Origin of the sequence: Bradyrhizobium centrosematis (assembly GCF_045571495.1) — a bacterium.
GTDB lineage: Bacteria > Pseudomonadota > Alphaproteobacteria > Rhizobiales > Xanthobacteraceae > Bradyrhizobium > Bradyrhizobium centrosematis.
Window position 1 is genome coordinate 2,876,677 of record NZ_CP120703.1, and the last position, 22,999, is coordinate 2,899,675.

Below are 22,999 nucleotides of genomic sequence, written 5' to 3' on the forward strand. Positions count from 1 at the left end.
TGAAAGCGATGGATCAGGATTCGCCGATCCTCCTTACGAAAGAGGTTCACACCGCCTCTAGCTCACGCTTCTTCTTCGCCTTGGATTGGCCGAGCAGGGGACCGGCGGTGAGTGCCGCGGTATCGGCGACGCCCGGATCGCGCGAGATCATCGCGGCGACGATGGCGCCGTCGATGATGAGGCCGAGCTGATGCGCCAGCACCGCGGGCTCGCTCGCGCCGAGCTCGCCGGCGAGCTTCTCGATGTGGCCGAGCACGATCTTCTTGTGCTTCAGCGCGATATTGCGGAACTGCTTGGCATCCTTGTCGTGCTCGCCGACGGCGTTGATGAAGGGGCAGCCGTAGAAGCGTTCCTCGGCGAACCAGCTCTTCAGGGCCGGGAAGATACGCGTGAGTTTTGCCTGGGCATCGCCGCCGCCGTCTTCCATGGCGCCGATGAACCATTCTCGCCACTGCTTGCCTTCGCTCTCCAGCACTGCATTGACGAGGTTGGTCTTGGAGCCGAACAATTTGTAGAGCGTGGTCTTCGCGGTGCCGGCCTCCTCGATGATCGCGTCGATGCCGGTGGCGTTGATGCCGTTCTTGCAGAACAGATGCGAGGCGGCGCTGAGCAGGCGCCCACGCGCGGATTCGTCGTCGCCGGCGCCTGAATGCGGCGCGCTTGCCGGCTTCTTAGCTGATGACTTCGCCAATGACTGACCCGATGACCTGCCCAGGGACTTGCTCATGCGTTGCAACTTACTCGCAGCCGCGCGGGTGCATCAAGCCGCATCTGGTTCACGCCGAAAAGATTCGCATCGTCGAACCCGTCTGCATCGCCTTTGAGCAGCGCGCGGCTGGTCAATCCGCAGGCGGCCATCGCTAAGCGGCTCCAATGCCTCGCATTTCGTGTTCGCCCCGCTCTGGCACGCTCCATGCAGGGAAACAGACCGTTCGGTATCCTGCCGCGTTCCGCGGCTGCCAGGGAGAAAAAGATGACTGCCGTCGTTCAAAAGACAGTGCTGACGGGGTGCCTCGCGCCCATCGACAAGAATGGCCTCGAGCAACTGATCGCGAGCGGCAAAGCCAATCCGAAGGTCGTCAAGACCTTGAAGTGCAAGACGGTCGCGGAGGGGAAATTCCGCCACGCCAACTACATCCGCAATCTGCCGCCCTACATCGTCGACGAGCCGCCGGGCCTGCTGGGTGACGACACTGCGCCCAATCCGTCCGAAGCCTCGCTCGCCGCGCTCGGCTCGTGCCTTGCGGTCGGCCTGCACGCCAACGCGGTGCATCGCGGCTGGATCGTCAACAAGCTCGAGCTCGAGCTCGAAGGCGATCTCAACATCACTGCGGTCTGGGGCACCGGCGACACCTCCGACAAGCCGGTCGGCTTCACCGATGTCCGCGTCAAGGTCGACATGGAATGCGAGGGCATCTCGCCGGACGAGATCAACGCGCTGGTGACCCATGTGAAGAAATGGTCGCCGGTCGCCAACACCTTCACCCGTCCGGTCAATCTCGAGGTCGGCATCTAGCAGGCGACAATTAGGACAGGGGTGCGGGAGACGATCATGGGTTCACTGGCTTTATCGCGGGCCGAAGTTTTGGATCAGCCTGCACCGTCCATTGCAGGAGAGGTGGCGCGGATCGCACGCGAGCAGCTCGCGCCGCTGGCTTCCGGCATCGACGACGGCTCGGTCTATCCGGCCGAGCTGTTGCGCAAGTTCGGCGCGGTGGGCGCCTGGGGCAGTCACGTGCCCCAGGACGGCCCGGCCGACCTGCGCTGCGCCATTCAGTCGATGGCGGCGATCGGCGAGGTCTGCGGCGCGACCGCCTTCATGGCCTGGTGCCAGAACACGCTGGTCTGGTACGCGGCGAATTCCACCAATTTGAAGCTGGCGAAGCGTTTCGGCGATGCGTTCTCGACCGGGCGCGTGCTCGGCGGCACCGGCCTGTCCAACCCGATGAAGAGCTTTTTCGGCATCGAGAAGCTCAAGCTGAAGGGAAAGAAGGTCGACGGCGGCTACATCGTTCGCGGCGCGCTGCCCTGGGTCTCCAATCTCGGTCCCGACCATTTCTTCGGCACGATCTTCGAGCGCGAGGACGACCAGGGCATCGCAGGCGGCGAGCGCGGCACGGTCATGTTCCTGGCCGACTGCTCCGATCCCGCGATCACGCTGACGCCGTGCAAGCCGTTCCTTGCGATGGACGGCATCGGCACCTATGGCGTCCAGTTCCGCGACCTCTTCGTGCCGGACGAGCTGATCCTCGCCGATCCCGCCGGTCCCTTCGTCAAGAAGATCCGCGCGGGCTTCATCCTGCTCCAGGCCGGCATGGCGCTCGGGGTGATCAAGGATTGCATCGACATCATGGGCGAGGTCGATGCTCCGCTCGGGCACATCAACCGCTATCTGCCGCAGCAGCCGGTGCATTTCGGCGATCTCGCCGCCGAGCTCGAGGCCGAGACCATGGCGCTGGCGCGCGATCCCTACAACGAGGAGGAGACCTACTGGCGCAAGGTGATCGCGCTCCGGCTTCGCGCGGGCGAGGCCAGCGTCGCGGCGGCGCATGCGGCGATGCTGCATTGTGGCGCCCGCGGCTATCTCAAGAGCCACCGCGCGCAGCGGCGCCTGCGCGAGGCCTATTTCGTCGCGATCGTCACGCCTGCCACCAAGCAGCTGCGCAAGATGCTCGCCGACAGCTGAGTTTTTGCGAGTCCACCCGAAGACCCCCCAACCTCAACGGAGAGGCTGCCATGACTGACGTTCTAATCACTGCCGTCGAACTCGCCGATCTCTTGAAGACCGAGCCGTGTGTCGTCATCGACACCCGCAACCCCGATGCCTATGCCGCCGGCCATTTGCCTGATGCCGTGAACGTGCACGAGATCTTCACGTTCCTGGCGACCTCGACGCCGGAGGGCATGGCCGAGCTCAAGACCAAGTTCGCCGACGCCTTCGGCGGCGCCGGCCTTTCCGGCAAGGAAACGGCCGTGATCTACGAGCAGTCGATGAATTCGGGCTTCGGCCAGTCCTGCCGCGGCTACTATTTGCTGACCATGCTCGGCTATCCCAAGGTGAAGGTGCTGCATGGCGGCTTCGACGCCTGGTCGGCTGCGGGCTTCCCGGTGACGAAGGACGTGCCGGCGCCGGCCAAGGCCTCGTTCTCGATCGTGCCCGAGGCGGGCGAGATCCTGATCGACGCCAAGACCATGCTGTCCGCGGTCGGCAAGCCCGGCATCGCAATCCTTGACGTGCGCGATGTCGACGAGTGGATCGGCGAGAGCTCTTCGCCCTACGGCAAGGATTTCTGCCCGCGCAAGGGCCGCATCCCCGGCGCCGTCTGGCTGGAATGGTATCGCATGATGAAGCCGACCGCCGAAGGCCCGCGCTTCAAGTCCAAGGACGAGATCTTGGCGGAATGCGCGACCGTCGGCATCTCGCAGACCACCCCGGTCTATCTCTACTGCTTCAAGGGCGCCCGCGCCTCCAACACCTTCCTGGCGCTGAAGAATGCCGGCGTGAAGGACGTCCGGATGTATTTCGGCTCCTGGAACGAATGGTCGCGCGATCCCTCGCTGCCGATCGAGCAGGGGCTTCCGATCGCCGCTGAGATGACGACCAAGGCGGCTTGAGCGCGCGCCTCGTCCTTCGAGACGACCGCTTTCAGCGGTCTCCTCAGGATGAGGCTAAGCGGCACCGGTGTCTGTTGATGCTGTTGCCGCGCACTCCGTCCTCATCCTGAGGAGCCCGCTGAAAGCGGGCGTCTCGAAGGATGGGCCGATTGCGGACGAGGCGCGATCCCCAGCGCCTTGATCCGTGAGGCCAGCGTGGTCGGCTTGATGTCGAGCATTTCCGCCGCGCCGCCGGGGCCAAAGACTTTTCCGGCGCAGGCCTCGAGCGCGGCGACAATGTTGGCGCGCTCGTGGTCCCGCATTTCCGACGACGTCATGATGAGAGGGCGCGCGTCCGCCCTGTGGCGGGCTGTGCCGGCCGGCGCTTGGGTGCCTGACGTCCCCGGCAGATCGATGCGCAGGCGACCGTTCTGCGACAGGATCGCGGCGCGCTCGATCACGTTCTGCAATTCGCGGACATTGCCGGGCCAGTCGTAGCCGGTCAGCCGCCGCGCATCGCCTTCCGACAGGCGCAGGTTCGATTTCAGCGCCTTGCTCTCGCGCGTCAGGAAGTGCTGGGCGAGCAGCGGTATGTCCTCGCGTCGTTCGCGCAAGGGCACCGTCTCGATCGGGAAGACGTTGAGGCGGAAATAGAGGTCTTCACGAAAACGTCCGCGCTGCACCTCCTGCTTGAGGTCGCGATTGGTCGCGGCGATGACGCGGACATCGACCGCGCGGGTGCGGGCCTCGCCGACGCGTTCGAAATGTCCCTCCTGCAACACGCGCAGCAGCTTGCCCTGCAGTTCGAGCGGAATCTCGCCGACCTCGTCCAGGAACAGCGTGCCGCCGTCGGCGAGCTCGAAGCGGCCGATGCGGTCGCGCGTCGCGCCGGTGAAGGCACCGCGGACATGGCCGAAGAACTCGCTCTCGAACAATTCGCGCGGGATCGCGGCGCAGTTGACGCGGATCAGCGGCCGGTCGCTGCGGGTGGAAGCCTCGTGGATGGCGCGGGCGATCAGCTCCTTGCCGGTGCCGGACTCGCCGGTGATCATCACCGCCGCCGTGGTTGGCGCCACCAGCTTGACCTGGCGCAGCGTCTTCTGGATCGCTTCGCTTCCACCGATGATGCCGCGCGGATTGGTCTCGATGCGGATCTCCTCCTGGAGATAGGCGTTCTCCAGCTCCAGCCGCTCGCGCAGGCGGTCGACCTCGGCAAGCGCGGCGTGCAGCTTCTCGTCGGCCTCGCGGCGCTGGCTGACGTCGCGAAACACCACGACGGCGCCGACCACGACACCGCGATCGCGGATCGGGGTCGAGGTGTATTCGACCCAGGCGGGCGAGCCGTCCTTGCGCCAAAACACCTCGCCGTCGACCTGGTGCACGGCGCCGTCGCGGAACGCCGCGTAGATCGGGCAATCATGATTGTGATAGTGCCGGCCGTCATGATGGGTGTGGTGCACGATCGGGTGGATCTCCTTGCCGACCAGCTCTTCGGCGGTCCAGCCCAGCATCCGCTCCGCCGCGGGATTGACAAACGTGGTCTTGCCTTCCGCGTTGACGCCGTAGATGCCTTCGCCGGCGGCGCGCAGGATCAGCTGGTTCTCGCGCTCGATGTCCTGGAACACGCGCTCGACGCGCTGCCAGGTCGAGATGCCGCCGCGCATATGATCCTCGGCGGCGGCATCGACATTGCGCCGGCGGCGCGCTTCGAGGTCGGTCAGGGTGAGCAACAGCAGCGAGCGGCCGTCATGGGGCAGCAGGCAGCCGGCATATTCGAGCTCAAGATCCTGCCCCGTGGCATGGCGCGGGGTGAGCGAAGTGGTCCAGTAGGCGCCCTTGTGCAGCACGGCCTGCGTGAAGACGGCGAGGGCGGGAAGCTCGCCGGCGTGGAGCGTAGAAGCCCGGGTCTGTCGCAGCAGGGCGCGGTCGTAGCCGAGCAGGGCGCAGGCGGCGGGATTGGCATCGACGATCTGGTCGCTGAAGGGGTCGACCAGCAGCGTCGCATCGACCGAGGCTTCGAACGCCGCGATGCGCGGGTCGATGGCATGGGCCACATCGTCGTGGACGGGCATTGGCGTCGTTGCCATTGCGAAATCTCGTAATTGAACTACGAAATCTCGTTTATCACGAATTTTCGTAGCGGCCAAGCGCGAGCAAAAGTGGCGCGTCATCAAGGCACTGGCTGGCCTCAGGATCGTGGCATGCTCCTTGCGTAATGCTCCTCGCAATGACGCGCAGGAGGGCCGATGTCCACGTTCGACAATCCGTTTGATCCCGATCGCAACCTTCGCGCCGGCTGTGCCTGCGGCCAGCATCGTTCCGCGGCGGAGCACGAGCAGGCGGTCTTGGCCTTGCGCTGCGAGCCGGCCGAGAGCGAGGAGAAGCGTTACGAGGGTGTCGTCGCGTCCGCCGTGATGCGCGCGATGTTTCCGCAGGACATGGCGCGGCGCGCCTTCCTGAAATCGGTCGGGGCCTCCACCGCGCTCGCCGCGCTGGCGCAGTTCTTCCCCCTCAAGACTGCGACCGAAGTGTTTGCGCAAGCCGGTGCGCCCGAGAAGAAGGATCTCAAGGTCGGCTTCATCCCGATCACCTGCGCGACGCCCATCATCATGGCGGCGCCGATGGGCTTCTATTCAAAGCACGGGCTCAACGTCGAAGTGGTGAAGACCGCCGGCTGGGCCGTGATCCGCGACAAGACCATCAACAAGGAATACGACGCCGCGCACATGCTGGCGCCGATGCCGATCGCGATCTCGCTCGGCCTTGGCGCCAACGCCATTCCCTTCGCGGTGCCTGCGATCGAGAATATCAACGGGCAGGGCATCGTGCTGGCCACCAAGCACAAGGACAAGCGCGATCCGAAGGACTGGAAGGGCCTGAAATTCGCGATCCCCTTCGACTATTCCATGCACAATTATCTGCTGCGCTATTATCTCGCCGAGCACGGGCTCGATCCCGACACCGACGTGCAGTTGCGCTCGGTGCCGCCGCCGGAGATGGTCGCGAATTTGCGCGCCGACAATATCGACGGCTTCCTCGCGCCCGACAATATCTGCCAGCGCGCGATCTATGACGGCGTCGGCTTCATGCATCTGCTGTCCAAGGAGATCTGGGACGGCCATCCCTGCTGCAGCTTTGCCGCCAGTCGCGAGTTCATCATCACCGCGCCGAACAGCTTTGCGGCGCTGACGCGCGCCATCGTCGATGCCACCGCCTATGCCTCCAAGGCCGAGAACCGCAAGCAGATCGCCGAAGCGATCGCGCCTGCGAACTACATCAACGCGCCGGTCACCGTGCTGGAGCAGGTGCTGACCGGCACCTATGCCGACGGTCTTGGCGGGGTGAAGACGGATGCCAAGCGCGTCGATTTCGATCCGTTCCCCTGGCAGTCGTTTGCGGTATGGATGCTGACGCAGATGAAGCGCTGGGGCCAGATCAAGGGCGACGTCGACTACAAGGCGGTGGCCGAGCAGGTCTATCTCGCCACCGACACCAAGAAGCTGATGACCGAGATGGGCCTGTCGCCGCCGGCGAGTGCCTACAAGTCGTTCGCGGTGATGGGCAAGAATTTCGATCCAGCCAAGCCGGAGGATTATCTGGCCAGCTTCAAGATCAGGAAGGCGTCGTGAGCCGATGACGTCCTCCCTACGCCTCCGCGCCGGCCTCGTCTCGATCGCGCTGCTCGCCGCATTCCTCGGCATCTGGCATCTTGCGACGCGCTCGACCGCCGCCACCACGACGATGAGCCCCGAATACGCCAAGCTGATGGGGCTTACCGCGACGCAGGGCAAGTCGGCGATGCCCGGCCCGCTCGACGTCGGCGCCAAGCTCTGGGAGCACCTGAGGCGGCCGTTCTACGACAACGGGCCGAACGACAAGGGGCTCGGCATTCAGCTTGCTTATTCGATCGCGCGGGTCGGCACCGGCTATCTGCTCGCCGTGCTGGTCGCCATCCCGCTCGGCTTCCTGATCGGCATGTCGCCGCTGCTGAGCAGGGCGCTCGATCCGTTCATCCAGGTCCTGAAACCGATCTCGCCGCTGGCCTGGATGCCGCTCGCGCTCTACACCATCAAGGATTCCTCGGTCTCGGCGATCTTCGTCATCTTCATCTGCTCGATCTGGCCGATGCTGCTCAACACCGTGTTCGGGGTGGCGAGCGTGCGCAAGGAGTGGATCAACGTTGCGCGAACGCTGGAGGTCGGCACCGTCAGGCGCGCCTTCACGGTGATCCTGCCCGCAGCGGCCCCGACGATCCTGACCGGCATGCGCATCTCGATCGGCATCGCCTGGCTCGTCATCGTCGCCGCCGAAATGCTCGTCGGCGGCACCGGCATCGGCTACTTCGTCTGGAACGAGTGGAATAATTTGTCGATCACCAACGTCATCATCGCGATCCTCTTGATCGGTGTCGTCGGCATGCTGCTCGATCAGATCCTGGCTCGCTTCACGCGCATGGTCACTTTTCCGGAGTAGGGGCTGTGGCCGACAAGTTCATCTCCATCGAAGGTATCGCCAAACGTTATCCGGGCGCGGGCGGGGCTACGACGACGATCTTCGAGAACCTCTGGCTCTCGATGGCGCGCGGCGAGTTCTGTTGCGTGATCGGCCATTCGGGCTGCGGCAAGACCACCGTGCTCAACATCCTCGCCGGCCTCGATGCGCCAAGCGAGGGCGCCGTCATCGTCGACGGGCAGGCGATCTCGGGCACCAGCCTCGACCGCGCCGTGATCTTCCAGAGCCATGCGCTGTTGCCCTGGCGCACCGTGCTCGGCAACGTCAGCTATGCCGTGAGCTCGAAATGGCGGAGCTGGGACCGCGCCAAGGTCAGGGCGCATGCGCAGAAATTCATCGATCTCGTCGGGCTCACCGGCTCCGAGCACAAGCGTCCGTCGGAACTGTCGGGCGGCATGAAGCAGCGCGTCGGCATTGCGCGCGCGCTGTCGATCACGCCGAAGATGATGCTGATGGACGAGCCGTTCTCGGCGCTGGACGCGCTGACGCGCGGCACGCTGCAGGACGAGGTCCGGCGCATCTGTCTGGAGACCGGGCAGACCGCCTTCATGATCACCCACGATGTCGACGAGGCGATCTATCTCGCCGACAAGATCTTCCTGATGACCAACGGGCCGGGCGCGGTGCTGGCCGAGGTCGTCGAGAATCCGCTGCCGCGGGATCGCGGTCGCACCGATCTGCACCGCCATCCGCTTTATTACGCGCTGCGCAACCACGTCATCGACTTCCTGGTGACGCGCAGCAAGACCTTCGTCGCCGAGACACCCGGCCACGATCCGCGCAATGTGCCGGTCATTCAGATCGGCAAGCCTGGACTGACGATCGCCTCGACCGGCGAGGAGCAAAGACAGACCTGGATCCCCGGGCCCAGTCCCGGGCTCACCGCCTAGCAGGAGACCCTGACATGAAACGCGAAGACCTCACCGAGAAGCTGCTCGACATCAAGCGCGAGAAGGGATGGAGCTGGAAGCACATCTGCGACAAGATCGGCGGCTATTCCGAGGTGCTGATCGTCGGCGCCATCCTCGGCCAGATGAAATTGACGAAGCCGCAGGCGGCCAATGCCGGTGAGCTGTTCGGCCTCTCCAAGGCGGAAGTCGCGATGCTCAACGAGGTGCCGATGCGCGGCACCGGCACGCCGATGCCGCCGACCGATCCCCTGATCTACCGCTTCTACGAGATGGTGATGGTGAACGGTCCGGCCTGGAAGGCGCTGATCGAGGAGGAGTTCGGCGACGGCATCATGTCGGCGATCGACTTTGACATGGGGATCGAGCGCGTCGCCAATCCGAAGGGCGACCGCGTCAAGATCACCATGAGCGGCAAGTTCCTGCCGTACAAATATTACGGCGCCAGCGGCAACGTGCCGGAATACGGCTTCAAGGAAGACTGACCGGGGCGCGTGCAGGACCGTCGCATATGGACTTCACGAGGACTGTCTGCGGGCTTGCTCGGCCTCGCCTGCTTGCGGGAGAGGCCGACGCGCTCGCAAAGCGCGCCGGGTGAGGGCTCTCGCCACGCAGAGACATTCTCCTCAGTCCCTAACAGCCCCGACGCGGACACACCCCCAACCCCAGCCCTTCCCCGCAAGCGCAGGGCTATCGCATATGGCTTTGTGGCGGGGCCCGAGCAAGCGCCTCTCCTTTGAGACGCCCGCTTCGCGGCCTCCTCAGGATGAGGCTGAATTGTATCGGTGTTCGTTGAAAGTGCTGCCGCGCACTCCGTCCTCATCCTGAGGGCCCGCCAACGGCGGGCGTCTCGAAGGATGCGCCACAGGCAACCGCACGCATATGCGATAGTCCTGCCCGCAAGCGGGAGAGGGAGCCCAGTGCCGATGCCGCCGCATCGTTCACTCCATATGCGATAGCGCTGGGGGCGAGTGGGACTTGTGAATAGCGAATGGCTTCGTGCCGCTCGCTATTCGCTTTCACTGTTCGCTACAGGATCGCGCCGGGCGCGTAGCTTGCGGCATCGGGCTTGGCCTTGGCCAGCGCCTCCACCTGTTCGGCGAAGTGATCGACCTGTGCGCCGGCATCGCCGGAATTGGCGCGGCCATGATCGAGTACGCGCTGGAGCTCGGCCTCGCTCATGGCGAGACGCTGGTCGGCAGCGAGCCGCTGCAACAGGTCGTTCTGCACGATCTTGCCGGTGCGCAGGTCGCGAATGGCGGCGACCGCATGTTCCTTGATCGCCTCATGTGCGCCTTCACGGCCGGCGCCTTTCTTCACAGCTTCCATCATGACCGTGGTGGTCAGCAGGAACGGCAGATAGCGGTTGAGCTCGGTCACAACGACGGCGTCGAAAATTTCCATCTGGTCGAGCACCGAGAGCAGGGTCTCGAGCAGGCCATCCATGGCGAGGAACGCGTCGGGCAGCATCACGCGGCGGACCACGGAGCAGGAAACGTCGCCCTCGTTCCACTGATCGCCGGCAAGTCCCGCCGCCATCGCGAGATAGCCCTTCAGCACGACATGCAGCCCGTTGATTCGCTCGCAGGAGCGGCTGTTCATCTTGTGCGGCATCGCGGACGAGCCGACCTGGCCCTTGGCAAAACCTTCGCTGGCGAGCTCATGGCCCGCCATCAGGCGTAACGTCTTGGCGAAGCTCCCCGGGCCGCTGGCGAGATCGACGAGCACGCTGACGGCGCGGAAGTCGAGGCTGCGCGGATAGACCTGGCCGACGGCATCGAAGCTCCTGGGCAGGCCGAGATGGACCAGGATGCGCTGTTCGAGCGCGCGGGCCTTGTCGGCATCGCCGTTGAACAGGGTGATCTGGTCGAGCCGGGTGCCGACCGCGCCCTTCAGGCCGCGTGCGGGATAGGTGTTCAGCACATTGACCAGGCTTTGATGCGCCAGCAGCATCTCTTCGCCGAACATGGCGATGCGCTTGCCGAGCGTCGTGACTTGCGCGGCCACGTTGTGCGTACGCGCCGTGAACGGCATGTCGCGCAACTGCTTTGCGTGTTTCGCGAAACGGATCAGCGCGGCGATGCTCTTGGTCTCGATCAGCTGCAGGCCGCGGTAGACCTGGAGCTGCTCCACGTTCTCGGTAAGGTCGCGGCTGGTCATGCCCTTGTGCAGGTGCTCGTGACCGGCCAGATCGCAGAACTCCTCGATGCGTGCCTTGACGTCGTGGCGCGTGATGCGCTCGCGGCGCATGATGGACTCGAGGTTGACCTGGTCCTTCACCCGCTCGTAAGCCTCGATCACGCCATCCGGTACCGGAATGCCGAGATCGCGCTGACCTTTCAGCACGGCGATCCAGTAGTCGCGTTCGAGGCGAACCTTGCCTTCGCCGCTCCAGATGGCGCGCATGGCGGGGGAGGCATAGCGTTCGGCGAGGACGTTTGAGATCTGATCCTGGGACATGCCGTTCAATTGGCATTGCCGGAGGCCGACTGCAAGTCGCGAGCCGGCCCCGGGGCATCGGCCTGGCACATCCGTCCACATGTCCGGCAGGACCGAGCCGGCGCGGCTCTTCCGCATTCCTGAGCGCGGCAGCTCAGTGCCTGCTGGAAAACATCCGCCGCGACTACGCCGCGCGCGATGTCCCGACCAGCCGGAGCCGCCGGAAGAGAGCGCCGGCACGCAAGGTCGTTGCGCGCCGGCGTCGGGCCTGAACCTATTATTTCCCGGCCTTCACCTCGGCGGCCGCGACCGCGAGCAGCTCGCTCATCTTGGCGCGGATCGCCTGCTCGGTGACGGCGACGTTCTTGGCGGCGAAATCGGTCGTCAGCTTGCGCAGGACGTCGGCATCGCCGGCCTCCTCGAAATCGGCCGCGACCACCTCCTTGGCATAGGCCGTGGCGGCGTCGCCGGTGATGCCGAGCTTCTCGGCCGCCCACAGCCCGAGCAGGCGGTTGCGGCGGGCCTCCGCCTTGAATTTCTGCTCCTCGTCGAGGGCGAACTTCTTCTCAAAGCCTTCCTCGCGCTTGCTGATCTCGCTCATGCCTTGTTCCAAATCTCCTGCTGAATGGCGCGGGAGCCTTCCGTTGCGGCGACCCGGCTGCATGCCTACATAAATAGCACGAATCGGCAAAACAACGGGCCGTTAAGCCGCAGGCAAGACGGTATAAGTTGGCGCCGGACGGCCGGATCGATTGTGCTGAGACAGCCAATCGGATAGGTTGCCTAAAGGCTTGGTTCCCGTTCTGTTTCCTCGGGTTCTAGATGGGGTTCCCAGCCGTTCACGGCAGCTCCGCTGTGGGTCGTAATCCTAATCAACCGGAGCACACCAATTTCATGGATTTCAACAAAACACGGTACATCCCCATGAGCCGTCGGCGTCGCATTTATGAAGGCAAGGCAAAGGTTCTGTATGAAGGCCCGGAGCCCGGTACCCTGATCCAGCACTTCAAGGACGACGCCACCGCGTTCAATGCGAAAAAGCATCAGGTGATCGAGGGCAAGGGTGTCCTCAACAACCGGATCTCGGAGTACCTGTTTCAGCACCTCAACGACATCGGGGTGCCGACCCATTTCATCCGCCGCCTCAACATGCGCGAGCAGTTGATTCGCGAGGTCGAGATCGTGCCGCTCGAAGTGGTGGTGCGGAACGTCGCCGCGGGCTCGCTGTCGCAGCGCCTCGGCATCGAGGAGGGCACCCAGCTGCCCCGTTCGATCATCGAATTCTACTACAAGAACGACCAGCTCAACGACCCCATGGTGTCGGAAGAGCACATCACCGCCTTCGGCTGGGCGACGCCGCAGGAGATCGACGACATCATGGCGCTGGCCATCCGCGTCAACGACTTCCTCACCGGTCTTTTCCTCGGCATCGGCATCCGCCTCGTCGATTTCAAGATGGAGTGCGGGCGCCTGTTCGAGAACGAGATGATGCGCATCATCGTCGCCGACGAGATCTCGCCGGACAGCTGCCGCCTGTGGGATATCAAGTCGAACGAGAAGCTCGACAAGGATCGCTTCCGCAGGGATCTCGGTGGTCTGCTGGAAGCCTATACGGAAGTTGCAAAGCGTCTCGGCATCCTCATGGAGAACGAGCGTCCCCAGGGCACCGGCCCGGTGCTGGTGAAGAGCTGAAGAGGATTTTGACGTGAAGGCACGTGTCACCGTTACCCTGAAAACGGGCATCCTCGATCCGCAGGGCAAGGCCATCGAAGGCGCGCTGAAGTCGCTCGGCGTCGACGGCGTCGCCAGCGTCCGCCAGGGCAAGGTGTTCGACATCGAGCTCGCCGGCGCCGACAAGGCCAAGGCGGAAGCCGCGCTGAAAGAAGCCGCGGACAAGCTGCTGGCGAACACCGTGATCGAGAATTATCGGGTGGAGATCGTCTGAGCTGTCGCTCCTCATCCTGAGGAGCGCGCACTTCGCGCGCGTCTCGAAGGATGAAGGCCGAGGTGGCAGAGATCGGCCTGCATGGTTCGAGGCGGCGCTTACGCGCCTCCTCACCATGAGGGTCTAGAGCACGATGAAATTAGGTTCGGCGAGCTGTCGGTGATTCACCTCTCCCTGCGGAAGAGGTGGATCGCGGCCTGAGCCCACATCGTTTCAACCAAAACTCATCGCGCTGTAGCGGTCACCATTGTCTGCCGAGCACTCGCTCACAGCCACCCGACGCGCCGAAAGCGCCAATACAGCGCGCCGCATGCCGTCAGCATCACGCCGAGCAGCATGAAGTAGCCGTACTCCCATTCCAGCTCCGGCATGTGCTTGAAGTTCATGCCGTAGATGCCGGCGAGCGCGGTCGGGATGGCGATGATCGCCAGCCACGAGGCGAGCTTCTTGGACACCGCCGTCTCCTGCGCCTGGCCGACCAGAAGGCTCGCCTCGAAGGCGAAGGCCAGCACCTCGCGCATGGAATCGATGCGCTCCTGGATGTTCCGGACGTGGTCGGTGACGTCGCGGAACAGCGGCTGCATGGCCTGCCGCACCATCGACAGCTCGTCATGTTCGAGCCGGCGGCAGACCTCCACCAGCGGGCCGATCGCGGTCCGGAGCCGCAACAGGTCGCGGCGCAGCATGTAGAGCCGTTCGATCTGCGCCTTGCTGATCGGTTTCGAGAGCACGTCGTCCTCGATGCCCTCGACCTCCTCGTGAATGCTCTCGAGCACGGGCGAGTAATTGTCGACGATGAAATCGAGGATGGCGTAGAGGATGTAGTCTTCGCCGCGGGCGAGCGCCCGCGGGCAGCTCTCGCAGCGCTCGCGCACCGGCTTGTAGGACGTCGAGGCGCCGTGGCGCACGGAGACGAGATAACCTTCGCCGACGAAGATGTGCGTCTCGCCGAAGGCGATCCGGCCCTCGATCAATTGCGCGGTGCGCGCTACGATGAACAGGGCCTCGCCATATTGCTCGATCTTGGGCCGCTGATGGGCGTGGTTGGCGTCCTCGATCGCGAGGTCGTGCAGGTCGAACTGCTTCTGCACCGCGCCGAGCAGCGCCATGTCCGGCTCGTGCAGGCCGATCCAGACCACGTGGCCGGGCTTGGCCCGCCAGCTCGAGGCCTCGCTGATGGCGATGTTGGCGACACGCCGGCCGTCGACATAGGCACCGGCCGCGACGACGCCCTCGGCGTATACCGGCTCGGAGGGGGATGTGGGCAGCGACGGGACGTTCATGGCTTCAATCCCGGGCAAGATCGGCAACGTGCCGTGGCTATGGCCTGTGTACAAGGCCGCCCGGCAAGGCTAGCACTGGTAAAATCCCCGTCAAATGGCTATCTCTCCTGGCGAATTGGCCCTTTGGCCAGCCCGATTCCTGCCATCATCGGAACCTCTGCCATGAAAGCCGCCATCCTCGTCTTTCCCGGAATCAACCGCGAGCGCGACATGGCGCGGGCGCTGAGGCTGATCTCCGGCAGCGAGCCCGCGATGGTGTGGCACGCCGAGACCTCGCTGCCTGCGGGGACCGATCTCGTGGTGGTGCCGGGCGGCTTCTCCTACGGCGACTATTTGCGCTGTGGCGCCATCGCAGCGCGTGCGCCGGTGATGGATGCGGTGCGCGACTACGCGGCCAAGGGCGGCCTCGTGCTCGGCGTCTGCAACGGTTTCCAGATCCTCTGCGAATCCGGCCTCTTGCCGGGCGTATTGATGCGCAATGCGCGGCTGAAATTCATCTGCCGCGACGTGCATCTGCGCGTCGAGCGTTCCGACACGCCGTTCACCCGCGGCTACAATGCCGGCCAGGTGATCCGCGTGCCGGTCGCCCATGGCGAGGGCAATTACGAGGCGGATGAGGAGACCATCAAACGGCTCGAAGGCGAGGGGCGGGTGCTCTATCGCTACTGCTCCGCAGCCGGCGAAGTCGATGATTTCAACAACATCAACGGCGCGGCGCATTCGATCGCCGGCATCGTCAACGACAAGGGCAACGTGCTCGGCATGATGCCGCATCCGGAGAACCACGTCGAAGACATCATGGGCTGCACCGACGGCCGCGGCCTGTTCGCCGGCCTCGTCCAGCACCTGGAAAACGCCGCGTGATCTCGTTCGGGCTAAGGCGGTCTGTTGCCGCGATTGCAGCGCTGTCGCTTGCGTCATTTTCGCTCGCAACCGGCGCATTCGCGCAGGATTTCCCCAAACGTCCGATCACCATGATCGTGCCGTTCGCGGCCGGCGGCACCTCGGACGTGATCGCACGCGCGGTGGCCGAGCAGATGGGCATCGCGCTCGGCCAGACCATCGTGATCGAGAACGTCGCCGGTGCCGGCGGCTCGACCGCGCTGGCGCGCGCCTCCCGCGCCGAGCCCGACGGCTACACCATCGCGATCGGCAATGCCGGCACCAATGCCGCGACCTACACGATCTATCCAAAACTGCCGTTCACCCCGGATTCGTTCGTGCCGATCGCCATGGTGGCGAAGACGTTCGGCATCGTCGCGCTACGCAAGGATTTTCCGGCGAAGGACCTCAAGGAGTTCATCGCCTATGCCAAGGCCAATCCCGGCAAGATCAATCTCGGCCATGCCGGCGTCGGCTCCTCGAACTATCTGATCTGCAAGAGCTTCGTCACCGCCGCCGGGATCGACGCGACGCTGGTCGGCTATCGCGGCGCGGCGCCCGCGCTGACCGACGCGGTCGGCAGCCAGATCGACGGCGTCTGCGATGCGGCCGCCTCGGTCTCGCAGTCGATCAACGAGAAGCTGGTGAAGGGCCTCGTGGTCGGCTCGACCGTTCGGCTCGCCACGCTGCCGGATCTGCCGACCTCGGCGGAAGCGGGGCTGCCGGAGTTCGAGGCCCAGGGCTGGAACGGCCTGTTCGCGCCCAAGGGCACGCCGCCGGCCGTGATCGCCAAGCTGAACGCCGCCGCGCGCACGGCCGTCGAGACCGAAGCGGTGAAGAAGCGCTTTGCCGATCTTTCGACCGTCGCGCCCGATGTCAACGAGCACGCGCCGGAGCTGCTGCAGCAGCTCGTGACGCGCGACGTCGAGAAGTACCGGAAGATGCTGGCGGACGACGCCAAGTAAAGGTCAGCGCAGCTTCAGCTTCTCCGCCGGCACCGTCATAGCCGCAACGCCGGCCATGACCAGCAGCAGCCCCAGCGCCAGGTTCGACGGCACGCTCTCGCCGAGCAGCAGCACAGAGAGGCCGACGCCGATCGGGATGCGCAAATAACCTTGGGCGTTCGTGGTCAGCGTGCCGAGCCGGCCGAGGCAGACGTAGAACAGCATCAGGCCTAACGCGCTCGACACGATGCCCATGACAATGGTGGCAACGATCGCCGTTGGTGTCGGGTGCAGCGTCCAGGGTTGGTCGATGAGCAGCGCGGGCGGCAGCAGCACCAGGCCGCCGAACAGCAGTGAGCCGGCCGCCACCACCATCGGATCGTATTCGGACAGCCGCAGGCCGAAGATCGTGGCGCAAGCAAAGGAGATAGTGGCGAGCAGGATCGCGATCTCCGCCACGATCTCGCTACCGAGCCCGCGCAGCGCGTCGAGGCCGACAATGGCGATGGTGCCGGCAAGGCCGAGGATCGCACCGGCCAGCTTGAGCAGCGTCGCGGGCTCGTGCCGTGTGACCAGCGAGGTGATCAGGAAGGCGAAGATCGGCGTCGTCGAGGCCAGCACCACCGTGTTCGATGCCGGTACATATTGCTGCGACCAAGTGATGATCAGAAACGGGAAGGTCGAGTTGATCAGCTGCTGGGCCGCGAACAGCTTCCAGGCCCTGGCATCGGTCGGAACCCTGATGCCGCGCATCCACAGGATCGCGAACAGGAACGCGGCCGCGATCAGCGAGCGCGCCGAGATGAAGGTGATGGGCGGGATGGTGGGAAGCGCGAGCTTGGCCAGCGGATAGGTCGAGCTCCAGCAGCAGGCGAGCGCGAGCAGCAGTGCATAATCGCGCCAGTTGCGCGCGCCGGTGGCGGGCATGGACGGCAACGGTGATGCTGCGGAGGCCACTGTGCGACCCCTCGACGATGTGCTCTGCGGCACCTTGTTCCTGCTCCCCGGCGCACAAGCGCTTCGCCCGGACTGTGGGCGAGGGAGCGCGAAAAGGGAAGGTGCCGAGCTATGCGTTTGGCTGGGGGAGCGACTTCTGCTTCATCCGCTTGATCGTGCCGGAAAAGGTGAGCAGCAGCCGCTCGCCGGACGTCATCTTGCCGCGCAGGAAGATCAGCGAACCGCCGGCGCGGGTGACCTCGCCGCTGCATTCGATCAGCTCGCCCTCCCGTGCCGCGTCGAGGAATTCGCAGGCAAAATTGGTCGTCACCGCCCGGCTGTCCAGGACGTGGGTGGCGATCGCGAACAGGGAGTAGTCGGCGAAGGCCATATAGCAGCCGCCGTGGACGTTCCCGGAGCCGTTGAGATGCTTTTTCTCGACCCGGAAGGCGCTGCGGACGCTGCCATCCGCCTCGATCCGGTGCCAGAAGGGACCGACATGGGACTCAAAACTGTCGCGAATCCAGGTCCGCCAGCCGACAAATTCGCCCTCGGTGGCGATGTGGAGGTCGGGGCGGCGGGGCAGTGGCGCTTTGGTCAATTCGTGCAAGGACATGGGCCTTCAATTGCGGGTCTTTAGCCCTTAAATCCGATCCGTCAGCGCCGTGCAATTCCTGTTCCCGCAGCCCCCTGCCGCAAAACGTGGGACAGCGGGAAAATGCGCCACAAAGGGCTTTTCCCGGCCCTCCGATCTTCCTAAGAACGGCAAAACGCCGCCGAAAGCCCCGAATCCATGAAGAACGAACCCAAGATCACCCCCGAACTGGTTGCCGCCCACGGGCTCAAGCCCGACGAGTATGAGCGCATCCTGAAGCTGATCGGGCGGGAGCCGACTTTCACCGAGCTCGGCATCTTCTCGGCGATGTGGAACGAGCATTGCTCGTACAAGTCCTCGCGCATCCATCTGCGCGGTCTGCCGACCAAGGCGCCTTGGGTAATCCAGGGCCCTGGCGAGAATGCCGGCGTGATCGACATCGGCGACGGCCAGGCCGTGGTCTTCAAGATGGAGAGCCACAACCATCCGAGCTACATCGAGCCCTATCAGGGCGCGACCACCGGCGTCGGCGGCATCCTGCGCGACGTCTTCACCATGGGCGCGCGTCCGATCGCCTGCCTGAACGCGCTGAGCTTCGGTGCGCCCGAGCATGCCAAGACGCGGCACCTCGTCTCTGGCGTGGTTGCAGGCGTCGGCGGCTACGGCAATTCCTTCGGCGTGCCGACGGTGGGCGGCCAGGTGCGCTTCCACACCCGCTACGACGGCAACATCCTCGTCAACGCGATGGCGGTGGGCCTCGCCGATGCCGACAAGATCTTCTATGCGGCCGCCTCCGGCGTGAACATGCCGATCGTCTATCTCGGCTCCAAGACGGGGCGCGACGGCATCCACGGCGCCTCGATGGCCTCGGCCGAGTTCGACGACAAGTCCGAGGAGAAGCGTCCGACCGTGCAGGTCGGCGATCCCTTCGCCGAAAAGCTGCTGCTGGAAGCCTGTCTCGAGATCATGGAGAAGGGCTGCGTCATCGCGATCCAGGACATGGGCGCGGCGGGCCTGACCTGCTCGGCCGTCGAGATGGGCGCCAAGGGCGACCTCGGCGTCGACCTCGATCTCGACGCGGTGCCGACCCGCGAGACCGGCATGAGCGCCTACGAGATGATGCTCTCGGAGAGCCAGGAGCGCATGCTCATGGTGCTCAAGCCCGAGAAGGAGAAGGAGGCCGAGGCGATCTTCAGGAAGTGGGGCCTCGACTTCGCCGTCGTCGGCTACACCACGCCGAGCAAGCGTTTCGTGGTCAAGCATGGCGGCGACGTCATGGCCGATCTGCCGATCAAGGAGCTCGGCGACGAGGCGCCGGTCTACGATCGCCCGCATGTCCCGTCCGCTGCGCTGCCGGTCGTGCACGCGCGCGAGGTGCCGGCGCCGATGGGCCTCGGCGCGGCGCTGGAGAAGCTGATCGGCACGCCCGACATGTGCTCGAAGCGCTGGGTCTGGGAGCAGTATGACCACGTCATTCTCGGCAACACCATGCAGCGGCCCGGCGGCGATGCCGCCGTCGTGCGCGTCGAGGACGGGCCGAAGGGACTGGCGCTGACCGTCGACGTCACGCCGCGCTATTGCGAGGCCGATCCGTTCGAGGGCGGCAAGCAGGCCGTCGCCGAGGCTTGGCGCAACATCACCGCGGTCGGCGGCAAGCCGCTCGCGATCACCGACAATCTGAACTTCGGCAACCCCGAGCGGCCCGAGATCATGGGCCAGTTCGTCGGCTGCCTGAAGGGCATCTCGGAAGCCTGCCGCACGCTGGACTTCCCGGTCGTGTCCGGCAACGTCTCGCTCTACAACGAGACCAATGGCCGCGCGATCCTGCCGACGCCCTCGATCGGCGGCGTCGGCCTGCTCGACGATTTCACCAAGTCGGCTTCGCTCGCCTTCAAGGCCGAGGGCGAGGCGATCCTGCTGGTCGGCGAGACCCACGGCTGGCTCGGCCAGTCCGTCTATCTGCGCGACATCTGCGGTCGCGAGGAGGGCGCACCGCCGCCGGTCGATCTCGCCGCCGAGAAGCGCAACGGCGATTGCGTGCGCGGCATGATCCATGCGGGCACCGCTACCGCCGTGCACGACCTCTCCGACGGCGGCCTCCTGATCGCGCTCGCCGAGATGGCGATCGCGAGCGGCATCGGCGCCAAGCTGCTGGCCGCGCCGCCCGCACTGGTGCCGCACGCTTATTGGTTCGGCGAGGACCAGGCGCGCTATCTCGTCACCGTGCCGGAAACCGAAGCCGGCCGCGTGCTCGCCAAGATGCGCGGCTGCGAGGTGCCCTGCGTGCGGATCGGGACCACCGGCGGCGATGCGATCGCGATCGCAGGCGAGGCGCCTGTGTCGATCGACGTGTTGCGCACCTCGTTCGAGCGCTGGCTGCCGGACTATATGGGCGGGAAGGCGGCGTAAGGCGGTGCCACGTACTCAGTCATTGCGAGCCATCGGGCCGCGCTTCGCGCGGACCCGTTGGCTCGCAATGACGCGTTCAGAGAGTGTGGCTCACAACACGTGTGAGGCCCCCGGTATCCTCCGCAAGCAAGCTGTCAGGCCCCAGCTCAGGATCACCGTGAGCACGAAGCCGATCGCCGCCTTCACGATCGCCGGCAGCTCGTAGGTGAACAGCGCGTACTGGATCCACAGCGCGATCGGATAGTGCACCAGGAAGATGCCGTAGGCGTCCGCCTGCATGCGGTCGAGCAGGTTCGGCGCCGGCGATTTGTCATGCAGGAAGAAGGCGAGGATCGCCAGCAGGATCGAGGCCGAGAACAGCACGAAGAACGTGCCGTAGAACACGTGATACCAGTGCGGCAAATGCTCGGGATTACCGAGGATCTCCCGCTTGATGTAGATCATGCACCACATCAGGCCGTAGGGGATCAGCGTGATCGTCGCCCATTCCCAGCGGCTTTTCGGCAGCTGGCCCTCGGCGCTGAGGATGCCGCGATCGAAGTTGGCCGCACCGACGCTGGCACCGATGAAGAAATAGGCGAAGTAGAGCAGGATGCGGCTCGCCTGCACCGAGAATGGCCCGAACTCGAACCATCTGTTGGTGCCGAAATAGACCAGCGCCGGCAGATACGCGATAACGCTCACCGCGACGAGCATCAGCCAGAATACGGCAGGCTGCTCAAATCCGCGCAGCGACATCCGATTGCCGGGATCGACCAGATGCGCCGAGACGCGGTAGAGCAGGCTCGCGGTGAGGTCGAACGCCAGCAGCAGCCACACGAACCAGATCGGGCCGCTCGGCCACGGGCCTGATGTCACCGTCTTCCACCAGAATGCCGCGAAAGTCAGCTCGGGCTCGGCCCGGAGCGCGAGGGCGTAATAGGCGAGCGGGATGACGGTGAAGGCCGCGATCGCGAACGGCAGCCCGAGCCGCAGCAGGCGGTCGCGCAGGAAGACCGACGGTGCCTTGCGCGCAATGCCGGGCCAGGTGAACAGGCCCGACAGGAAGAAGAACATCGCCATGAAGAAGCTATCGGTGGCGAGCACGATCATGTCGAAGCCGACAAAGGAGGTCGGGTCGGTGTGGCCGAAATGGGTGTAGGGAATCACCGCATGATGCAGCAGCACCACGAGCGTCAGGAAAGTACGGGCGCGATCGAGCGAAAGATTGCGTGCCTTGCTCTTCGGCGCGGCGTGCGCCTCCGCGCCGATCGTCGCTGAATGTGAAATCGTGGTCATGGCCGCCCCGCGCTCCTGCTCCCCGCCGTGACTGTGCCGCCGGGAACCGGATTCAGCAAGTCTCGTTTGAACAGGTCTTTCAGGCCGAAGGGATCGAGGAACCAGTTCCGCGCCGCGAAGTTAGCGTTTGCGAAATGAGCGTGAGGGCCGCACGGCGAGCGGCACTAATTCGGAGCTGGCGATGACGATCCTGAAATGGGCGCTGATCTTCCTGCTGATCTCAATCGTGGCCGGCGTGCTCGGCTTCACCGGCATCTCGGCCGCCTCCGCCGATGTCGCGCGCTTCCTGTTTTACGTGTTTGTCGTGATCTTCCTGGTGCTGCTGATATTGGGGCTCACGATCTTCAGGGCGTAGCCGGGTTGCTCCCACATCCTCGGTCGTCATGCCCGGGCTTGTCCCGGGCATCCACGCCTTCTTACCCGCGGCAACCAAGAACGTGGATGGCCGGGATAAACCCGGCCATGACGGAAGGAAGCTGCTACCCCACTTCCTCGATCTTCACCTTGTCCGGGTAGAAAGCCAGATGGCCGGAAATCTCGGTCATCGCAGGGAAGGGCGTTTCGTAGGTCCAGATCGCGTTGTCCAGCGTCTTGCCGTCGGCCTTGATGCTGTAATAGCTCGCGTCGCCCTTGTAGGGGCAGTGGGTGACGCGGTCGGTCCGCTCCAGCAGGGCCATGTTGGTGTCCTCCCGCGGCACATATTGCACCGCCGGATATTTTGCCTCCTTCAGCGTCAGTGCCTTGGCGGTCTCGGCGATCACGACGTCGCCTGCCGTCACACGGACGCGGCGGGGGTTTGGGGTGATGGTGATGGGGTGGTCAGGCCCTGGAAGCTTCATGATGTCACGCCTTTTCGATCAGTCTGCCGCGCGCGGCACTTTGTCGTGCCTTTATCCTGATGGGACGACGGATATAGTACCGGAAAGCGTGACCTAGAAGGCCGTTCACGCTAAGTTTGGTCCTGCCGGCGAGGGGACCCGGCACCGATTCGACGATGAGACAGGAGCTAGACCCGAATGCCCATGGACGCCCACGATATCGAGGCGATGATCAAGGCGGCGATCCCCGATGCCGAGGTGACCATCCGTGACCTCGCCGGCGACGGCGATCACTATGCCGCGACCGTGATCTCGGAATCCTTCCGCGGCAAGTCCCGCGTCCAGCAGCACCAGATCGTCTACCAGTCCCTGCGCGGCCAGATGGGCGGCGTGCTGCACGCGCTGGCGCTGCAAACCGGGGTACCTGGGACCTGATCTGACCAGCGCGACGGGGGC

The 22,999-nt window shown here is 64.8% G+C and carries 23 protein-coding genes; 14 read left to right on the forward strand and 9 right to left on the reverse strand.

Annotation, left to right across the window (positions count from 1 at the left end):
• Positions 1-46 precede the first annotated feature (46 nt).
• A complete protein-coding gene (locus P6U31_RS13730; protein WP_407188975.1) occupies positions 47-691 on the reverse strand; it encodes a TetR/AcrR family transcriptional regulator in 645 nt (214 codons plus the stop codon).
• Positions 692-973: 282 nt separating this feature from the next.
• Between P6U31_RS13730 and P6U31_RS13735 the strand changes: the two genes are divergently transcribed.
• From P6U31_RS13735 to P6U31_RS13745, 3 genes are read left to right on the forward strand one after another with little or no spacing between them, the layout of a single operon-like run.
• Positions 974-1,516 carry an OsmC family protein gene (locus tag P6U31_RS13735; RefSeq protein ID WP_407188976.1) on the forward strand — a complete coding sequence of 181 codons (543 nt, stop codon included), beginning with the start codon at positions 974-976 and terminating at the stop codon, positions 1,514-1,516.
• Positions 1,517-1,552: 36 nt separating this feature from the next.
• Positions 1,553-2,686: an acyl-CoA dehydrogenase family protein gene (locus P6U31_RS13740; RefSeq protein WP_407188977.1), complete on the forward strand. Its 1,134-nt coding sequence runs from the start codon at positions 1,553-1,555 to the stop codon at positions 2,684-2,686.
• 50 nt (positions 2,687-2,736) lie between these two features.
• Positions 2,737-3,615 (forward strand): sulfurtransferase, encoded by an 879-nt coding sequence (locus P6U31_RS13745; protein WP_407188978.1) that lies wholly within the window; start codon positions 2,737-2,739, stop codon positions 3,613-3,615.
• 101 nt (positions 3,616-3,716) lie between these two features.
• Here the strand turns inward: P6U31_RS13745 and P6U31_RS13750 are convergent, their stop codons facing one another.
• Complete coding sequence (locus tag P6U31_RS13750) at positions 3,717-5,681, reverse strand: sigma 54-interacting transcriptional regulator (protein ID WP_407188979.1); 1,965 nt, start codon at positions 5,679-5,681, stop codon at positions 3,717-3,719.
• A 159-nt stretch (positions 5,682-5,840) separates the two neighbouring features.
• On the opposite strand from P6U31_RS13750, the gene P6U31_RS13755 reads away from it, so the two are divergent.
• The 4 genes from P6U31_RS13755 to cynS are packed head-to-tail and all read left to right on the forward strand — an operon-like array spanning position 5,841 to position 9,499.
• On the forward strand, positions 5,841-7,223 hold the full coding sequence (locus P6U31_RS13755; protein WP_407188980.1) for a CmpA/NrtA family ABC transporter substrate-binding protein: 1,383 nt from the start codon (positions 5,841-5,843) through the stop codon (positions 7,221-7,223).
• Positions 7,224-7,227: 4 nt separating this feature from the next.
• Positions 7,228-8,067, forward strand: a complete 840-nt coding sequence (gene ntrB, locus P6U31_RS13760; protein ID WP_407188981.1) for a nitrate ABC transporter permease — start codon at positions 7,228-7,230, stop codon at positions 8,065-8,067.
• A gap of 5 nt (positions 8,068-8,072) precedes the next feature.
• Positions 8,073-8,996 carry an ABC transporter ATP-binding protein gene (locus P6U31_RS13765; protein ID WP_407188982.1) on the forward strand — a complete coding sequence of 308 codons (924 nt, stop codon included), beginning with the start codon at positions 8,073-8,075 and terminating at the stop codon, positions 8,994-8,996.
• Between the two features lie 14 nt (positions 8,997-9,010).
• A complete protein-coding gene (gene cynS, locus P6U31_RS13770) occupies positions 9,011-9,499 on the forward strand; it encodes a cyanase (protein ID WP_407188983.1) in 489 nt (162 codons plus the stop codon).
• 544 nt (positions 9,500-10,043) lie between these two features.
• On the opposite strand, the gene purB is transcribed toward cynS, so the two are convergent.
• Positions 10,044-11,474: an adenylosuccinate lyase gene (gene purB, locus P6U31_RS13775; protein ID WP_407188984.1), complete on the reverse strand. Its 1,431-nt coding sequence runs from the start codon at positions 11,472-11,474 to the stop codon at positions 10,044-10,046.
• A gap of 256 nt (positions 11,475-11,730) precedes the next feature.
• Positions 11,731-12,054 carry a DUF1476 domain-containing protein gene (locus P6U31_RS13780; protein WP_407188985.1) on the reverse strand — a complete coding sequence of 108 codons (324 nt, stop codon included), beginning with the start codon at positions 12,052-12,054 and terminating at the stop codon, positions 11,731-11,733.
• Positions 12,055-12,377: 323 nt separating this feature from the next.
• On the opposite strand from P6U31_RS13780, the gene purC reads away from it, so the two are divergent.
• Both purC and purS read left to right on the forward strand, forming a co-directional pair.
• Entirely contained in the window at positions 12,378-13,145 is a 768-nt protein-coding gene (gene purC / locus P6U31_RS13785) for a phosphoribosylaminoimidazolesuccinocarboxamide synthase (protein WP_172782948.1), read from the forward strand.
• A 13-nt stretch (positions 13,146-13,158) separates the two neighbouring features.
• A complete protein-coding gene (purS, locus tag P6U31_RS13790; RefSeq protein WP_014494125.1) occupies positions 13,159-13,398 on the forward strand; it encodes a phosphoribosylformylglycinamidine synthase subunit PurS in 240 nt (79 codons plus the stop codon).
• A 266-nt stretch (positions 13,399-13,664) separates the two neighbouring features.
• On the opposite strand, the gene P6U31_RS13795 is transcribed toward purS, so the two are convergent.
• A complete protein-coding gene (locus tag P6U31_RS13795; RefSeq protein WP_407188986.1) occupies positions 13,665-14,681 on the reverse strand; it encodes a magnesium and cobalt transport protein CorA in 1,017 nt (338 codons plus the stop codon).
• A 162-nt stretch (positions 14,682-14,843) separates the two neighbouring features.
• On the opposite strand from P6U31_RS13795, the gene purQ reads away from it, so the two are divergent.
• Together purQ and P6U31_RS13805 are read left to right on the forward strand one after the other, a co-directional pair.
• Positions 14,844-15,545 (forward strand): phosphoribosylformylglycinamidine synthase subunit PurQ, encoded by a 702-nt coding sequence (gene purQ / locus P6U31_RS13800; protein WP_407188987.1) that lies wholly within the window; start codon positions 14,844-14,846, stop codon positions 15,543-15,545.
• On the forward strand, positions 15,542-16,528 hold the full coding sequence (locus P6U31_RS13805; protein ID WP_407188988.1) for a tripartite tricarboxylate transporter substrate binding protein BugD: 987 nt from the start codon (positions 15,542-15,544) through the stop codon (positions 16,526-16,528). Before purQ ends, P6U31_RS13805 begins: the two co-directional genes overlap by 4 nt.
• Positions 16,529-16,531: 3 nt before the next feature.
• On the opposite strand, the gene P6U31_RS13810 is transcribed toward P6U31_RS13805, so the two are convergent.
• The gene (locus P6U31_RS13810; RefSeq protein WP_407188989.1) at positions 16,532-17,497 is read right to left on the reverse strand and encodes a DMT family transporter; all 966 of its coding nucleotides are present in this window, start codon (positions 17,495-17,497) and stop codon (positions 16,532-16,534) included.
• A 76-nt stretch (positions 17,498-17,573) separates the two neighbouring features.
• On the reverse strand, positions 17,574-18,053 hold the full coding sequence (locus tag P6U31_RS13815; protein WP_407189845.1) for a PaaI family thioesterase: 480 nt from the start codon (positions 18,051-18,053) through the stop codon (positions 17,574-17,576).
• Positions 18,054-18,236: 183 nt separating this feature from the next.
• On the opposite strand from P6U31_RS13815, the gene purL reads away from it, so the two are divergent.
• Positions 18,237-20,447 carry a phosphoribosylformylglycinamidine synthase subunit PurL gene (gene purL / locus P6U31_RS13820; RefSeq protein WP_407188990.1) on the forward strand — a complete coding sequence of 737 codons (2,211 nt, stop codon included), beginning with the start codon at positions 18,237-18,239 and terminating at the stop codon, positions 20,445-20,447.
• Between the two features lie 90 nt (positions 20,448-20,537).
• Here the strand turns inward: purL and P6U31_RS13825 are convergent, their stop codons facing one another.
• Complete coding sequence (locus P6U31_RS13825; protein ID WP_407188991.1) at positions 20,538-21,725, reverse strand: acyltransferase family protein; 1,188 nt, start codon at positions 21,723-21,725, stop codon at positions 20,538-20,540.
• 181 nt (positions 21,726-21,906) lie between these two features.
• On the opposite strand from P6U31_RS13825, the gene P6U31_RS13830 reads away from it, so the two are divergent.
• A complete protein-coding gene (locus P6U31_RS13830; RefSeq protein ID WP_092228199.1) occupies positions 21,907-22,080 on the forward strand; it encodes a DUF1328 domain-containing protein in 174 nt (57 codons plus the stop codon).
• Positions 22,081-22,204: 124 nt separating this feature from the next.
• On the opposite strand, the gene P6U31_RS13835 is transcribed toward P6U31_RS13830, so the two are convergent.
• Positions 22,205-22,564, reverse strand: coding sequence for a DUF427 domain-containing protein (locus P6U31_RS13835; protein WP_407188992.1), 360 nt, complete (start codon positions 22,562-22,564; stop codon positions 22,205-22,207).
• A 177-nt stretch (positions 22,565-22,741) separates the two neighbouring features.
• Here P6U31_RS13835 and P6U31_RS13840 point away from each other — a divergent pair, with 177 nt between their 5' ends.
• A complete protein-coding gene (locus P6U31_RS13840; RefSeq protein WP_011088461.1) occupies positions 22,742-22,978 on the forward strand; it encodes a BolA family protein in 237 nt (78 codons plus the stop codon).
• Positions 22,979-22,999 lie beyond the last annotated feature (21 nt).

Bases quoted from the DNA above. Each gene is read 5' to 3' on its own strand.
- P6U31_RS13735 (WP_407188976.1), top strand. From the start codon at position 974: ATGACTGCCGTCGTTCAAAAGACAGTGCTGACGGGGTGCCTCGCGCCC.
- P6U31_RS13740 (WP_407188977.1), top strand. From the start codon at position 1,553: ATGGGTTCACTGGCTTTATCGCGGGCCGAAGTTTTGGATCAGCCTGCA.
- P6U31_RS13745 (WP_407188978.1), top strand. From the start codon at position 2,737: ATGACTGACGTTCTAATCACTGCCGTCGAACTCGCCGATCTCTTGAAG.
- P6U31_RS13750 (WP_407188979.1), bottom strand. From the start codon at position 5,681: ATGGCAACGACGCCAATGCCCGTCCACGACGATGTGGCCCATGCCATC.
- P6U31_RS13755 (WP_407188980.1), top strand. From the start codon at position 5,841: ATGTCCACGTTCGACAATCCGTTTGATCCCGATCGCAACCTTCGCGCC.
- ntrB (WP_407188981.1), top strand. From the start codon at position 7,228: ATGACGTCCTCCCTACGCCTCCGCGCCGGCCTCGTCTCGATCGCGCTG.
- cynS (WP_407188983.1), top strand. From the start codon at position 9,011: ATGAAACGCGAAGACCTCACCGAGAAGCTGCTCGACATCAAGCGCGAG.
- purB (WP_407188984.1), bottom strand. From the start codon at position 11,474: ATGTCCCAGGATCAGATCTCAAACGTCCTCGCCGAACGCTATGCCTCC.
- P6U31_RS13780 (WP_407188985.1), bottom strand. From the start codon at position 12,054: ATGAGCGAGATCAGCAAGCGCGAGGAAGGCTTTGAGAAGAAGTTCGCC.
- purC (WP_172782948.1), top strand. From the start codon at position 12,378: ATGAGCCGTCGGCGTCGCATTTATGAAGGCAAGGCAAAGGTTCTGTAT.
- P6U31_RS13795 (WP_407188986.1), bottom strand. From the start codon at position 14,681: ATGAACGTCCCGTCGCTGCCCACATCCCCCTCCGAGCCGGTATACGCC.
- purQ (WP_407188987.1), top strand. From the start codon at position 14,844: ATGAAAGCCGCCATCCTCGTCTTTCCCGGAATCAACCGCGAGCGCGAC.
- purL (WP_407188990.1), top strand. From the start codon at position 18,237: ATGAAGAACGAACCCAAGATCACCCCCGAACTGGTTGCCGCCCACGGG.
- P6U31_RS13825 (WP_407188991.1), bottom strand. From the start codon at position 21,725: ATGACCACGATTTCACATTCAGCGACGATCGGCGCGGAGGCGCACGCC.
- P6U31_RS13830 (WP_092228199.1), top strand. From the start codon at position 21,907: ATGACGATCCTGAAATGGGCGCTGATCTTCCTGCTGATCTCAATCGTG.
- P6U31_RS13835 (WP_407188992.1), bottom strand. From the start codon at position 22,564: ATGAAGCTTCCAGGGCCTGACCACCCCATCACCATCACCCCAAACCCC.
- P6U31_RS13840 (WP_011088461.1), top strand. From the start codon at position 22,742: ATGCCCATGGACGCCCACGATATCGAGGCGATGATCAAGGCGGCGATC.